Annotated in this window: 14 protein-coding genes; 5 read left to right on the top strand and 9 right to left on the bottom strand. The window is 66.9% G+C overall.

Translation table 11 applies throughout. The features are described 5' to 3' along the window. Window positions 1-110: 110 nt before the first annotated feature. Window positions 111-521, bottom strand: coding sequence for a DUF1541 domain-containing protein (locus ABZ783_RS33235; protein WP_357445664.1), 411 nt, complete (start codon window positions 519-521; stop codon window positions 111-113). A gap of 412 nt (window positions 522-933) precedes the next feature. On the opposite strand from ABZ783_RS33235, the gene ABZ783_RS33230 reads away from it, so the two are divergent. Next, window positions 934-1,251: a hypothetical protein gene (locus tag ABZ783_RS33230; RefSeq protein WP_357445661.1), complete on the top strand. Its 318-nt coding sequence runs from the start codon at window positions 934-936 to the stop codon at window positions 1,249-1,251. 90 nt (window positions 1,252-1,341) lie between these two features. Here ABZ783_RS33230 and ABZ783_RS33225 read toward each other — a convergent pair whose 3' ends face one another. After that, on the bottom strand, window positions 1,342-1,953 hold the full coding sequence (locus ABZ783_RS33225; protein ID WP_357445658.1) for a hypothetical protein: 612 nt from the start codon (window positions 1,951-1,953) through the stop codon (window positions 1,342-1,344). A gap of 245 nt (window positions 1,954-2,198) precedes the next feature. On the opposite strand from ABZ783_RS33225, the gene ABZ783_RS33220 reads away from it, so the two are divergent. Together ABZ783_RS33220 and ABZ783_RS33215 are read left to right on the top strand one after the other, a co-directional pair. Next, window positions 2,199-2,459, top strand: coding sequence for a TetR/AcrR family transcriptional regulator (locus ABZ783_RS33220; RefSeq protein WP_357445655.1), 261 nt, complete (start codon window positions 2,199-2,201; stop codon window positions 2,457-2,459). Then, window positions 2,426-2,758: a TetR family transcriptional regulator C-terminal domain-containing protein gene (locus tag ABZ783_RS33215; RefSeq protein ID WP_357445763.1), complete on the top strand. Its 333-nt coding sequence runs from the start codon at window positions 2,426-2,428 to the stop codon at window positions 2,756-2,758. Before ABZ783_RS33220 ends, ABZ783_RS33215 begins: the two co-directional genes overlap by 34 nt. Before the next feature lie 366 nt (window positions 2,759-3,124). Here the strand turns inward: ABZ783_RS33215 and ABZ783_RS33210 are convergent, their stop codons facing one another. After that, window positions 3,125-4,012 (bottom strand): helix-turn-helix domain-containing protein, encoded by an 888-nt coding sequence (locus tag ABZ783_RS33210; RefSeq protein WP_357445652.1) that lies wholly within the window; start codon window positions 4,010-4,012, stop codon window positions 3,125-3,127. A gap of 203 nt (window positions 4,013-4,215) precedes the next feature. On the opposite strand from ABZ783_RS33210, the gene ABZ783_RS33205 reads away from it, so the two are divergent. Both ABZ783_RS33205 and ABZ783_RS33200 read left to right on the top strand, forming a co-directional pair. After that, the gene (locus ABZ783_RS33205; protein WP_357445649.1) at window positions 4,216-5,823 is read left to right on the top strand and encodes a carboxylesterase family protein; all 1,608 of its coding nucleotides are present in this window, start codon (window positions 4,216-4,218) and stop codon (window positions 5,821-5,823) included. Next, on the top strand, window positions 5,789-7,477 hold the full coding sequence (locus ABZ783_RS33200; protein WP_357445646.1) for an FAD-dependent monooxygenase: 1,689 nt from the start codon (window positions 5,789-5,791) through the stop codon (window positions 7,475-7,477). Before ABZ783_RS33205 ends, ABZ783_RS33200 begins: the two co-directional genes overlap by 35 nt. Window positions 7,478-7,736: 259 nt before the next feature. On the opposite strand, the gene ABZ783_RS33195 is transcribed toward ABZ783_RS33200, so the two are convergent. From ABZ783_RS33195 to ABZ783_RS33170, 6 genes are all read right to left on the bottom strand, one after another. Continuing rightward, window positions 7,737-8,039: a hypothetical protein gene (locus ABZ783_RS33195; RefSeq protein ID WP_357445643.1), complete on the bottom strand. Its 303-nt coding sequence runs from the start codon at window positions 8,037-8,039 to the stop codon at window positions 7,737-7,739. A 314-nt stretch (window positions 8,040-8,353) separates the two neighbouring features. After that, window positions 8,354-9,175: an alpha/beta hydrolase gene (locus tag ABZ783_RS33190; RefSeq protein WP_357445640.1), complete on the bottom strand. Its 822-nt coding sequence runs from the start codon at window positions 9,173-9,175 to the stop codon at window positions 8,354-8,356. Window positions 9,176-9,587: 412 nt separating this feature from the next. Continuing rightward, entirely contained in the window at window positions 9,588-10,106 is a 519-nt protein-coding gene (gene msrA, locus ABZ783_RS33185; RefSeq protein ID WP_357445637.1) for a peptide-methionine (S)-S-oxide reductase MsrA, read from the bottom strand. Continuing rightward, complete coding sequence (msrB, locus tag ABZ783_RS33180; protein ID WP_357445634.1) at window positions 10,103-10,567, bottom strand: peptide-methionine (R)-S-oxide reductase MsrB; 465 nt, start codon at window positions 10,565-10,567, stop codon at window positions 10,103-10,105. Before msrB ends, msrA begins: the two co-directional genes overlap by 4 nt. Window positions 10,568-11,061: 494 nt before the next feature. Continuing rightward, a complete protein-coding gene (locus ABZ783_RS33175; protein ID WP_357445631.1) occupies window positions 11,062-11,880 on the bottom strand; it encodes an alpha/beta hydrolase in 819 nt (272 codons plus the stop codon). A gap of 443 nt (window positions 11,881-12,323) precedes the next feature. Then, on the bottom strand, window positions 12,324-12,795 hold a 472-nt coding region (locus tag ABZ783_RS33170; RefSeq protein WP_357445628.1), incomplete at its 5' end, for a hypothetical protein.

Here is a 12,795-nt window from a genome sequence, read left to right as displayed (position 1 = left end):
CGAGTTCGGCGCCGGTCGGCCCCGCTGACGCTCGTTACCGCCTGGCTTGCGGCTCACGGTCACGGTGACGCTTTTGAGAGTCGCGTTTATTGGACACGCAGAGCGACAGCTCAGGTTTTCGGTTGGCGTTTGACCAGAACAAATGCGGTGAGGCCTGCGGTCATGAAAACCGCCAAGGTCAGGAAATCAGCGAACCACGAGGGGTCTGCGTCCGCACGTCGCACGTTGTCACAAGGCAAGATCTTCGAATACCAGACCTCGAAGGTGTCTGAAGGCTTGACGGGTTCGGGACGAGGGTCCCATTTATGCGGCGTCAGGCAATGCATGCCATCTTCGGTTACGTACTTGACGGTATAGGCAGTTTGCGAATAGACGGTAGCCACCGTTGCAGTCGCTTTCCCGCCGTTGAGATCGCCCCACATTGAGTAGCCCATTCCGATCGACATCACTGCGCCGAGTGTTGTATAGATCGCCCAGAACCACAGCTTCGCCTTTCGCGGAAGCCTCGACCGAGCGGGCATTGGTCGAGAGTACGACAAGCCCGACTCTCGCGGAATCCTCGACCAAGCGGGCATCGGTCGAGGCTACGACCAGGACGACGACAACGCCAGACCGGATTGACCGCGCGGCCACAGGCAATTCGTAGGCCAGGGCCCCGAGATGGCCCAGCATGGCGGAACACCTGCCGATGTCGACACCTCGACCACGGCGAGCCCCGCCATCCCGGCTGCACGATCTGCCTGCCGTCGTACTCTGCCTGCATGAGGGGCCTCCTTCGTCGTGAGACGTGAGCACCCCGAGCATCCCGCTCGAGAGCCACGAGGAGCGAGGCCCCGCTCCTTCATGCCATCACGGATGTCCTGAGACCCGACATCGCCGGCAGCCGACAGCCGGCCGACAGCCGGCCGGGCCTCGTCCTAAAAAGATGACGGCATGGACCGCTTCGAGGGCCGCTGCTGGCTGGACTGGTGGACGAACTCATCCACCCTGCTCGGCAGCGTCGAGGTGGCCGTCGTGATTGCCGCCGCTGGCGCCGGCTGGGAGGCCTACGGTCGCCCCGTCAGCGACAGCGACGAGGACCGCGATGCCTTTGCATTCCTGTGTGACCTCGATCCCGCCTTCGCGCTGCGATTCGAAGACGAGAGCACTATCGCCGTCACCGTGCATCCCACCGATGGGCATCGCCGCTTCAGCCTCAGCGAGTACACCAGTCCGGTTCAGCGATCGGTCGACAATCGAATCGCTCTGTAGCCAGCCCGAACCAAGCCTGCGACCGGGTGGGTCGACAGCGCCTCGGCGACTCCCGGCATCTGACCTGGACGGGCAAAGACAGGGACTGGTTCAGTTCTCGCGGTTCGGGTCGGCGAGAGCGTCCCACTCCTCGGCAGTAGTGGGAAAAGGCTGCCAGTACGGGAGGTAGAACGGCCGCCACGCCGGCGTGACCATCGAGAATGACTCCAACTCCGGGTCCGCGAGCATCCGGTAGACGAACTCCGTCGTCGACATGTCGAACCGGTGCCACGGGTTTGGAGGGTCGTGCCGGGCCAGCACAGGCCACCGCTCAGGCTCCACGGAGCGGTCCGCAAGCCAGTAGTACCCGCCTCCGGCCGAGTCGTGACCCCACTCGATCAGCCCAGACCCCGTGTCGGGCTCGTACAGCTCGTACGGGGCGTACAGGCCCGCTGCGGAGTCGTCATGCTCACTCACCGAACGCCGCATGGAGTCCCACCACCCGAGCAGCGACGTCGAGTCGTGGTCGGTTGTCGGTCGCAGTAAGTCAAGGTGCACCATAAATAGGCCCGGCACGAACCGCCGGCACAACTCCTTGAAGTCGCCTGGCAGCGCGACGCCGAGCTCCGCCTCCACCTGCCCCCAGCCGGCACCGACCTCAGGCTCGTGGCGCCATCCGGTCACGTCGATGATCCGGTCGATCCACGTCAACTGATCATTCACGGCCGGCAAAGTAACAGCACAGGCAGACACCCCCTCGCCTGGTCGTCACCCGCCCACTAACCGCTGCTGTACTTCGCTGCCGTACGCAAGCAGAAAGGCCACCTCCCGAACCCGGGAAGTGGCCTTGACCTGCGTGGACCATGCTTGGCAAAGTCCGGACCACATTCCCGCAGCTCAGGGACCGACCGTGACGGTCCCAGCGGTACGTAGACGCACGGTCTGACACGCAGATCGGGGAGGCGCTGTTGCGCATCGCCAGCGCCCGCGGCCTGCAGTCCGCCAGCATGCGTGAGGTGGCCGCCGAAGCCGGCGTCTCCCTCCGCCTGGTGCAGTACTACTTCCACACCAAGGAAGAGCTGCTACTCACCGCCTTGGCCTATCTCGGCGAACGGTTGGCCACCCGGGTAGAGCGCCACATCCGCGCCCTGGGACCAGTGACCCCCGCAACGTCGTCTACGGCACGCTCACCGCGATCCTGCCCACCGACGCCGAGAGCCTCGACCTGACGAGGGCCTACACCGGCTACTACACCTTGGTCTTCACCGACCCCGACCTCGCCACCCGGCACGGCGCCGCCTACCCGGACAAGGTCGAACGACTGCTCGCCGGGCAACTGACCGCCGCGCAGCAGGCCGACCAGATCGACACCATCCTGGACCCGGAGACGACCGCCGCCGGACTCCTCGCCCTCACCAACGGCCTCGGCTCAAGCGTGCTCGGCGGGCAACGAGACGGTGCAGCCGCACTGCGTATCCTCATCGATCACATCGATCGGCTGTTCAAGCCCGGACCAAACCGGCCGTAGCACAAAATCTAAGCGCGACCCAGCAGCCCACGGACGATCGGTTGCTCACCAACGACATCCCGCTCATGGCCGATCGGGCGTCGGTAGGGCTACCATCCCAGCAGCCAACGCACTTGGGGCCAAAGCGCTGCAGTCGCATGGGCTCGCAGCGTCCTCGTTACTCACCTGGTTGATGCGGTATTGAGCAACGCTTCCGTCTCGGCATGGCCGCTTCGAACGGCCCATTCGAGGGGCGACAGCCCGCTGCCGTGGTCTTCGCGGAGGTCCGGATCTGCGCCCCAGGTAAGAGTTCGCGGACGACATCGGACTGCCCCCACCCTGCGGGGCAAGCCGTTCAACCAAGGTCGGGGATGGTTTCGCCACCCGTCACAGGGCTCGGGTTGGTGATAAGGCTGGCCACGCGACGTGGTCAATCGCGAGCCACGGCGCGACGGCCACGGCTGTGGGCGTGAGCCCGGCGAACGCCTTGACCTCGCGGTGGAGGTGGGACTGGTCGACGTAGCCGCTCTCGGTGGCAACGCAGGCGGGGGGGTGACCCGCCGCGAGAAGGCGGGCGGCATGGTCGAACCGCACCAGTCGGGCGGCGCGTTTGGGTGTGATGCCGAGCTGGGACCGGAAACGGGACCACAGGCGCTTGCGGCTCCAGCCGACCTCGTCCGCGAGGCCGTCGACCCGCACCCGCCCCCGGCTGGTGAGCGTCTGCCGCCAGATGTAGGCGACCTCCGGATCGACCGATGGGCGGGCGCCCAGCCGTCGTCCGAGGAACTCCGCCACGATCGCGAACCGGTCGTCCCACGACGCGGCAGCGCGCAGCCTGTCCTCGGCTCGTCCGGCGTCCCGGCCCCAGACATCCTCGAGGGATACCACCGTCCCGCTGAGCTCGGCCGATGAGCCGAGCACCACAGCCGCCGTGACCGGCTCCAGCCGGATCTGGAGGCACTCGCCGCCCCCTCGACCAGATGCCCGAAGGTCGCCGGGGAGGAGCCCGACGACGACACTGCCGCGCACGCGCTGGCCATGAGTGTCGACGAGCAGCCCTTCTCCCTCGCTCAGGTCGACAAGCAGGGTGACGGATGGGTGCGCGACCATCGCGATGTCCGCGGATGCGGGGGCACGTGCGCAGAACCCGGCCATGTTGATCCCCGGCAGCCGACGTGACGGGCGTGGAACCGCGATGTCCACGCTCGCCCAGTCCGGTGGTGTCCCGGCCGACAGCACATGGCCAGTGTAGATGCTGACCACAAAGCGGAACATTTGTCCAAGACACCCTCGCCTCGAGCTTGTGATGCTCGACATCGTCTCCGGCAAGGCCCAATTGCGGAGGCCGCGGAGCTCCAAGCGACAGGAGAAGTCATGACGCGACCACTGTCACATTCGAAGGTCCGGGCACTGGCCCGGATCCTGCCTGCCACTGGTGGACCGATCGGACTGACCAGGAGTGACCAGGAATGACACCGATGCAGCGTCGTACCTTCCTGCTCTCGTCGTTGGCAGCCGGATTCGGCACCGTCGCCGGCGGTGGCCTGCTGGCCCCCACGCCGGCCGCGTCCGCTGCCGGGCTGGTCGATTCGGTGACCGTGGACAGCGCGCTGAAGGTTCGGGTGGCGAGTGGTTGGCTGCGGGGTCGCACGGACCGGAACGTGGCAGCGTTCCTCGGGATCCCGTACGCCGCCCCGCCCTCCGGGGCGTACCGCATGCGGCCTCCAAGGCCGCCCGTGCCATGGAACGGCCTGCGCAACGCAACCAAGTACGGGCCGACCTGCCCGAAATACTACCCCCGTCCGAAGAGCCCACCGCTGTTCCCGGAAGTAGTGATCCCCGGCAAGGAATGCCTCAACCTCAACGTGTGGACCCCAGATCCCCGCGGATCCGGCTTGCCAGTACTGGTCTGGATTCACGGCGGCACGTTCACGAAGGGGTCCGGATCCGCCACCCCGTACCGCGGGACCTCCTTCGCCGACAGTGGGGTCGTGTGCGTCACCATCAACTACCGGCTCGGCGCGGAGGGCTTTCTCTACCTCGATGACGGCACCGCCAACCTGGGGCTGCTGGACCAGATCGCCGCACTCGAGTGGGTCCAGGACAACATCGCCGCCTTCGGCGGCGACCCGCGGAAGGTGACCGTCGCCGGCCAGTCCGCCGGCGCCATGAGCATCACCACCCTCATGGCCATGCCCCGCGCCCAAGGCCTGTTCCGCCACGCAATCATCCAAAGCGGGGCGGCCGCCCAGACACTTACGGCCCAGGCCGCCGCAGGCGTCACCTCGAGGCTGGCTAAGTCGCTCAGAGTTGCCCCGACCCGCGAAGCCTTCAGCAAGGTACCCGCCGGACGGCTCGCGCGGGCGGCGTCCGCCCTCGTCGAGGAAGACCCGACCGCCTCGGATCCGGCCGAGTGGGGAAGCCTCCCCTTCGCCCCAGTCGTTGACGGCCACACCCTCTCCGACCACCCGCTCGACGCGTTGAGAAACGGTGCCAGCAGCGGCGTGCGGCTCCTGGCCGGGTGGAACCGGGACGACACCCGGATCGGCCTCGTCCCCAACGGCTTCATCGACAGGATCGACAAGGCCGACGAGGCCACCCTCTCCGCACTCGTGGGCGCCCTCGGCGCACCCGAGGGGACGGTCGAGCTCTACCGGGCAGCCCGTCCGAAAGCGAAAAACGGGGACCTGCTCGCCGCGGTGACCACCGACTGTTTCATTCGCATTCCGGCGATCCGGGTCGCCGAGGCACGCCTCGAGTTCGGCACGTCCGACACCTGGATGTACCGCTTCGACCACGGGTCGCCGAGCTTCTCCGGCCGCCTCGGCGCCGCCCACGGGGTGGAGATCCCGTACGTGTTCGACCTCCTCGACGATGAATCCATCCACGCCCTCATCGGCCCCCAACCACCACAGATCGTCGCCGACACTGCCCACAGCACCTGGGTCAGCTTCGTTGCCGACGGCAACCCGTGCTGGCCCCGATACAACCTGCCCAACCGGTCCACCGCGCTGATCGACGAGGCGATCACCATCGTCAACGACCCCGACCATGCCGAGCGTGAGGTGTGGACCGGTCGACGCTGATCGGGAGTTGTCTTCGGCGTCGACTGCGTGGCTCAACGAACGCCGCGAGGCGCCCACAGGGCCCCGTAGAGGGCATCGGCTGTGCCGGCTGTTTGTCGGCGGCACGTTCAGGAAACGCGCCTGCGGGCACCGGATGACGACGGGGGTATGCATGGAAACGAGGGATGATCCGGACGTACACGTCGTCGTGGCGGGCCTGGGGCCGGTCGGTGGTGTCCTGGCGGCGATGCTCGGTGCACGGGGAGTGCCGACGGTGGTGGTCGAGCCCAACGAGCGGCCGTATCCGAAGCCACGGGCCGCCGTGCTCGACGTCGAGGCGATCCGGCTCCTGACCGCACTGCCTGGCATGCCGCCGCTGGAGAAATGGGCGACGCCGCTGGCTCGCAACGGTGCCGTCGGCCCGGATCGTCAGCCACTGATCATGATCGATCAGACGGCTCGGGCTTTCGGCCAGCCGCAGGTCGCCCGCATCGACCAGCCCGTGCTGGAGGAGGATCTGCGTACGGTCATTGCCGGCACGGGCTGCGTCGAGGTAGTGGCGGGGCGCAGCGTGCGTACCGTGGAACCGGACGGCGAGCGCGTCACCGCGGTGCTCGATGATGGTCGGCGTCTGACAGCGCGGTGGCTGGTCGGCTGCGACGGTGCCGCCAGCGCTGTCCGCGTCGCTGCCGGCATCGGTTTTCCTGGTAAAACGTTCGCGCAGCCCTGGCTGGTCGTCGATGCCGCGACGCGTCCGGACGCCAGCGGCAATCGCGGCGTGGGCGGTGCGACGGACGGTGCCGCGACCTTTGCCTTCGTGCTTGACCCCGCGCGACCCGCCGTGGCGATGTCTCAGCGTGGCCGGTGGCGGTGGGAGTGGATGGTGCTGCCTGGCGAGGACCCGGACACCATGACCATGCCTGAGGTGGTGCGGTCCCTGGTCGCTGCCTGGGTGGATCCCGCAGCACTGGAGATCCAACGGGCGGCCGTGTTCACCTTCCATGCCAGGATGGCCGACCGGTGGCGCGCCGGACGGATCCTGCTCGCCGGTGACGCCGCCCACGCCATCCCACCATTCGCCGGCCTCGGTCTCAGCATGGGAATCCGTGACGTTGGTGCCCTGGCCTGGCGCCTCGCCGATGTCGTCGGCGGTGCCAGCGGTGCCGACCTGCTCGACGGCTACGAGCGCGAACGCCGGGCAGACGTCAGGCGTACCACCGCGATGGCATTAGGCATCGGCCGCCTGGTGCAGACCCGCAACCGCGCGGCGTCACGACTGATCCGTGGGCTGGTCCGCACGGCGGCGGCCGTGCCCGGGCTGCGCGCGCGCCTGGGTAGCCGGCCCGTGCCACCGCGACGGCTGCCGCGCAGCCTCGCCGGACCGCTGCCACAGGCTGGTCACGTCCTGCCCAACCCGCGCGTCAGCGTCGCGGGCGGCGCACCCGTCCGGCTCGATGAGCTCATCGGCTACCGGTGGGCGTACATCGGACACCGATGCGACCCCCGCACCGTAACCGACACCATTCCCCACGACGCGGTCGTCCTCGCCCTGCAACACCCGGACCCGGCACCCGGCTGCCTGCCGATCAGCGACCTCGACGGGCTTCTCAACGACACCCCCGGCACCGTCACCGCGGTGCGCCCGGACCGCTTCGTTCATGGAATCCTGGAATGAGTAACCGTGGGAAGCGTCCAGAGCCGGAGACGTCGACCGGCATCAGATCGAAGGAGGCGGCCAGCGGCTGACGGATCGGTTCCCGACGTCGGTACGGTGCACCTGAGGAATTCACCTATCGCCTCCGCAAGAACCGCGACGTGGAACTGCAACATCACGGCCGCCCTGCCACTGTGCTTCGCGGCGCCGCCGCGGCCCGGTTCCTGGTCGACGTCAACAGCGAAGATCCTCAGGCGTTGATGGCGCGCATCACCGGCAACTACAAACACGGCAACGCGGCCGCCGCGCTGAGGGGTGGGAGGTAGGCCAGAACTGCCACCGCGAAGGCGGTTGCCCGGACGATCAGAAAGCCCAGCACGGATGCCGCCTGCTCCGTCGTCATTGCGGTCAGCAACGATGCGGCTGGATCAAGAGGCATCATGGTCACAATGCTCTGCTGACGCTCGAGGGGTAGCTTGGCGGCGAGCGGCGCCGCCCACTGCGGTGGCATCTCGACCAGGAGCCGCAGCACTTCGTGATCTGGCATGGACGTCATCGCCTCTGCGGACACATCGGCCGGCATCCAGGCCAGTACAGGCGAGTGACGCTGCGACCAAACCACCTGCCTGAGTCACCGCGGCTTGTCCCTCACGCCCTCGTCCTCATTGCCGACAGACGTCCAGGCCGTGATGGGCCACGAAAGCCGTCGACCACGCTCAACCTCTACACCCACCGGTCGGACGGACGAGATCAACGCATCCGCGACGCGTTCGCTGACTCATAGCTGACTCATGACCATGTCCGTCGATGCCAGGGGCATCTTCCTTGTAAGCGAGGCGTCGAGGGGGCGGGGCCTGGTCTGGCCAGCTCGGGAACCCAACGGCTATGTCGCCTCGGTCAACTCCTCAGGAACGCGAGCAGATCACTGTTGACCTGGTCCTGGAGGGTGGACGTGATGCCGTGCGGCGCGCCCGGGTAGTAGATGTCCTTGGCGTTCGCGATGAGCTGGGCGGTCTTCCTCGCCGAGTCTTTGACCGGGACTATCTGGTCGTCCTCGCCGTGCAGCACCAGGGTGGGGATGTCGAACTTGGCGAGATCGTCGCGGAAGTCGGTCTCGGAGAAGGCCTTGATGCTCTCGTAAGCGTTCAACAGGCCGGCCTGCATGCTCCACAGCCAGAACTGGTCGAGGATCCCCTTCGAGACCTTCGCCCCCTGCCGGTTGGCGCCGTAGAACATCTGCGCCAGATCCTGGTAGAACTGCGATCGGTCCTTCATCAGGTTGGCGCGCATCTCGTCGAAGACGGCGATGGGTAGGCCCTCGGGGTTGTCCGGCGTCTGCACCATGATCGGCGGCACGGCGGAGATAAGGACGGCTTTGGCGACCCGTCTCGTCCCGTGGCGGCCGATGTAGCGCGCGACCTCACCACCGCCGGTCGAGTGCCCGATCAGTGTGACGTCGGTGAGGTCGAGCGCCTCGATGACCGCCGCGAGGTCGTCTGCGTAGCCGTTCATGTCGTTTCCGCCGGAGGCCTGGCTTGACCGGCCGTGACCACGGCGGTCGTGCGCGACGACCCGGAAACCGTTCTGCATGAGGAAGAGCATCTGGCCGTCCCACGCGTCCGCGTTCAGCGGCCAGCCATGGGAGAAAGTGACAACGGGGCCCGCACCCCAGTCCTTGTAATAGATCTCGGTGCCGTCCTTGGCGGTGATGTAGCTCATGCCGCTGTCCTTTCCGATTCGTCCCCGTCGGGCATGCCGGCCGGGCCGGCCGGTACCGCAGAACCGCCGAAGAGCTGCGAGAGAGGTACAGCAGCTCGCGCCCGTGATGTCGGCTTTACCCGATTTTAGGCGGCAGCGCGTAAACCATGGGCCCGGATCGGGCGAACACGGGAAGGACTCCACGAGCCGCGTCAACCGACGCGCAGCGATGCACCCTACCTCGGCCTCTCGACCGCCGGGATCAGCGCGGACGTGCTGCACAGAGCTTGTAAGCGGGCAGTCAGGCCGTGTCAAAAGATCCGGAACAGGTACGGAATGATCTAGGTCTCGCTCCCCGGTGACCAACCTGTTCTGCCTGGTAGATCCACCCGTCGGCAGCTTCCCGGCAGGGGCGTCTACACCTACCCGCGCGCTAACTCGCGTTCTCGTTGCGAGGGGGAAGCTTCCAGTTCGGCCGGACGTAGTGGCACGTGTAACCCCCGGGATTTCGCTCCAGGTAGTCCTGGTGTTCCGGCTCGGCCTCCCAGAAGGGGCCAGCGGGGGTGACCTCGGTGACCACCTTGCCCGGCCACAGGCCGGAGGCGTCGACGTCGGCGATCGTCTCTTCGGCGACCTTTCGCTGCTGCTCGTCGCAATAGAAGATGGCCGACCGGTAGCTGGTTCCCACGTCGTTGCCCTGGCGATTCTTCGTTGTCGGGTCGTGGGCCTGGAAGAAGAACTCGAGAAGCTCTCGGTAGGCCAGTTTCGCGGGGTCGAAGACGACCTCGACCGCCTCGGCGTGAGATCCATGGTTCCGATACGTCGCGTTCGGCACGTCTCCGCCGGTGTATCCGACCCTGGTGTCGACTACGCCCGGGTGTTTCCGGATGAGGTCTTCCATGCCCCAGAAGCAGCCGCCGGCCAGGAGCGCCTTCGCAGTCGTCTCGGTCATCGTCGCTCCCCGTCCGGGTGCTCGAAAATTCTGCGGTACTCGCCGTAGCCTTCACGCTCGAGGTCGTCGCGTGGGATGAACCGGAGCGCCGCCGAGTTCATGCAGTAACGAAGTCCGCCCGTTTCTGGGGGACCGTCGTCGAACACGTGGCCCACGTGGCTGTCCCCGTGCGCCGACCGGACCTCGGTGCCGAACATGGCGTGGCTCGACTCTCGGACCTCGACCACGTTCTCCGATTCGATCGGCCTGGTGAAGGTCGGCCAGCCGGTGCCGCTGTCGTACTTATTGACGGAAGCGAACAGCGGTTCACCCGACACGACATCGACGTAGATCCCCGGCTCCTCGTTGTCCCAGTAGGCGTTGTCGAAGGCTGGCTCCGTCCCCGCTTCCTGAGTGACTCGGTATTGCTCCGGCGACAGCCGAGAAACTGCCTCGGGGCTCTTGCGGTACTCGTGTGACACCGTTCTTCCCCTCCAGGGGTCGACAAGAACGCTCAGGGTCTACACACGCCTGCCCGAGTGCGTACCCCGCCTAGAATCGACTAACCACGGGGCTGGTAAGCGGACCACGGTCAGGCACATGCGAGGCCCTATTAGGTCGCTGGATCTATCGCACCTCAGGTGGCGGACGAGTGTCGCGGATCAGTTGTCGGATCACAATCACAGGAAGCGCTCTGTCCCGTCCCGGCTGATGCTTGACCCGCGGGTTCAAGGGGTGCGCAAGGAGCTCGGCGAGCTTCTCGGATGGTGTCATGAAGCCGAGGGTCTTGCGGGGGCGGCGTTGGGGCTCTGGGCGAAGCGGGCAAGGCCCAAGTCACGCACCGTGAGGCCACGAAGGAATCGCCGCCAAGCCTGAGCGTGAGGCACCGGCAATAGTTGGCATCCCCGCCCAGGTGCGGGTACGGCGCTTGCCGGACGGACCACAACTTGCCGCTGTCTGCGGTTGGTCAGCTCTGTCACGTTCGCGCGTGGCTCGTCGCCCACTCGAGCGCGTAGTCGGCCACCTGCTCCCAGCCAGGCTCGACGCCGGTGAAGTGTGAGCGGTCCGGAAACTCGTAGGTCTCAGTCGTCGCCTCGGAGTTGCGGTATTTCTTCGCGTTCGAGCGGATCACCGAGGGCGGCATCAGGTGGTCTTTGCCGCCAATGATGAACAACAGCGGAGCCCGGTCGTCCAGGTCGTAGTCGACCCAGGTCTCCTGGTGGCCCGGCCTCCAGTTGGCTGTCAGGCCATAGGTCCAGACCCAGCTGCCGGGCGCCGGGATGTGGAGGCGGTCGTACGCGGCGTCGGATTCCTCCCGGCTGACCGTGTTGGCGAAGGCATAGTGGAACTGCTCCTTGGTGAAGCCCACCGCGCGGTGCCGGTTGGCCGGATTCTTGAGGATTGGGAACAGGGACTTGGTCTGGGCAGGCGGGTTCACCCGCACGCCCTCGGGTGGCGCCGAGTCGATCACCACCGCGGCGGCGCCCAACCCGCGGTTCACTAAGAGTTGGGTGAAGGTCCCCCCGAAGGAGTGGCCCATGATGATCGGCGGACGGTCCAGGCTCTCGACCACCTCGCTGAGATGGTCGAGCGTTGCGGGAACGGAGGCCTCGGCGATGACCTCGGGTCTTTCCCGCAACGCCTCTACCTCGATCTCGAATCCCGGGTACGTCGGCACGAAGACCTCATGGCCCTTCGCCCGGTAGTGCTCCACCCAGCGGTCCCAGCTTCGGGCGGTCATCCACAGCCCGTGGATCAGCACGATCGGCAGCGCATTGGTCGTCGGCTCGCTCATGATGCTCCTTCCGATGGGCTGCAGCAATCGTCGGAACCCTCGGACAGCGGTAACCTCACGCCGCAGGGATGAAGTCGCGGCCCGCCGGCGCACGCTCTGCACCGCCTCCGGGTCGCCGGTCGCTCCCGTGAAATCCTAGCCGTCCGCACACCGCCCGGAAGCGGAAGCGACGTGAACGCCGGAAGCGTCGTCAGTTCGGCGCATCTGGTCACGGACGGCGCGCTGGCCCGGTCGGCTGCTGATCGTGTCGCCCATCAGGTGAAGCCGCCGTGCCCTCATCAGCCGGAGTCGGACAGCCGGCCGCCGGCGATGCCTGGTCTGGTGACCGAAGCCCTCACCGCCTAACTGACCGGCGTTGCGACTAGCCCCCTTGGGCGCAATGGGTCGAACAGGGCTGAGCCGGCACTCGTTCGGACGGGCGGCCACCGATACCGCAGGAAAGCTCATCGATAGCCTTTAGTGGCCTTGACGATCTGCGGGCTGACCACGATCGCGTACCCGACGAGAATCGCCGAGGTGAGCCCGAGCAGCAGGCCAGGTTCGGTGACCACCAGCGTCACCACGATGGCCAGCGCGATTCCCACCAGGCCGACGATGAACCGGCGCCGGGGCATGCGACCGAGAGCGAAGCGGTGCAGACCCAACCCGCACAGCATCCACGCGACGATCGACCCGCCCAGCACGAATCGCGCGTTCAGCGGCATCTGACGCGACTGACCGATCTCGTACACCACAACGCCCAGCGCCCATCCCAGGAAAAGCACGGCCGCGCCAGCGGGTGAGTGGAGATAGGCGTAGCCCTGACAAATGCGGCACGGCGAGCGTCTGACCGGAAAATGAGCCTGACCAGGGCGGGTCTTGTGCAGGGGGCATCGCCGGGCTGGTGGGGGCCGGTCCGGTGTGATGTTGGTGGTT

It is taken from the genome of Micromonospora sp. NPDC047738, assembly GCF_040642675.1.
Classification (GTDB): domain Bacteria; phylum Actinomycetota; class Actinomycetes; order Mycobacteriales; family Micromonosporaceae; genus Micromonospora.
This window is presented reverse-complemented; position numbering and strand designations above follow the sequence as displayed.

What these genes read in the sequence shown, in the direction of transcription:
- ABZ783_RS33195 (WP_357445643.1), bottom strand. Translation starts at nt 8,039, where the DNA reads ATGCCGGCCGATGTGTCCGCAGAGGCGATGACGTCCATGCCAGATCAC.
- ABZ783_RS33210 (WP_357445652.1), bottom strand. Translation starts at nt 4,012, where the DNA reads ATGTTCCGCTTTGTGGTCAGCATCTACACTGGCCATGTGCTGTCGGCC.
- ABZ783_RS33190 (WP_357445640.1), bottom strand. Translation starts at nt 9,175, where the DNA reads ATGAGCTACATCACCGCCAAGGACGGCACCGAGATCTATTACAAGGAC.
- msrA (WP_357445637.1), bottom strand. Translation starts at nt 10,106, where the DNA reads ATGACCGAGACGACTGCGAAGGCGCTCCTGGCCGGCGGCTGCTTCTGG.
- ABZ783_RS33230 (WP_357445661.1), top strand. Translation starts at nt 934, where the DNA reads ATGGACCGCTTCGAGGGCCGCTGCTGGCTGGACTGGTGGACGAACTCA.
- ABZ783_RS33175 (WP_357445631.1), bottom strand. Translation starts at nt 11,880, where the DNA reads ATGAGCGAGCCGACGACCAATGCGCTGCCGATCGTGCTGATCCACGGG.
- ABZ783_RS33205 (WP_357445649.1), top strand. Translation starts at nt 4,216, where the DNA reads ATGCAGCGTCGTACCTTCCTGCTCTCGTCGTTGGCAGCCGGATTCGGC.
- ABZ783_RS33235 (WP_357445664.1), bottom strand. Translation starts at nt 521, where the DNA reads ATGCCCGCTCGGTCGAGGCTTCCGCGAAAGGCGAAGCTGTGGTTCTGG.
- ABZ783_RS33200 (WP_357445646.1), top strand. Translation starts at nt 5,789, where the DNA reads ATGCCGAGCGTGAGGTGTGGACCGGTCGACGCTGATCGGGAGTTGTCT.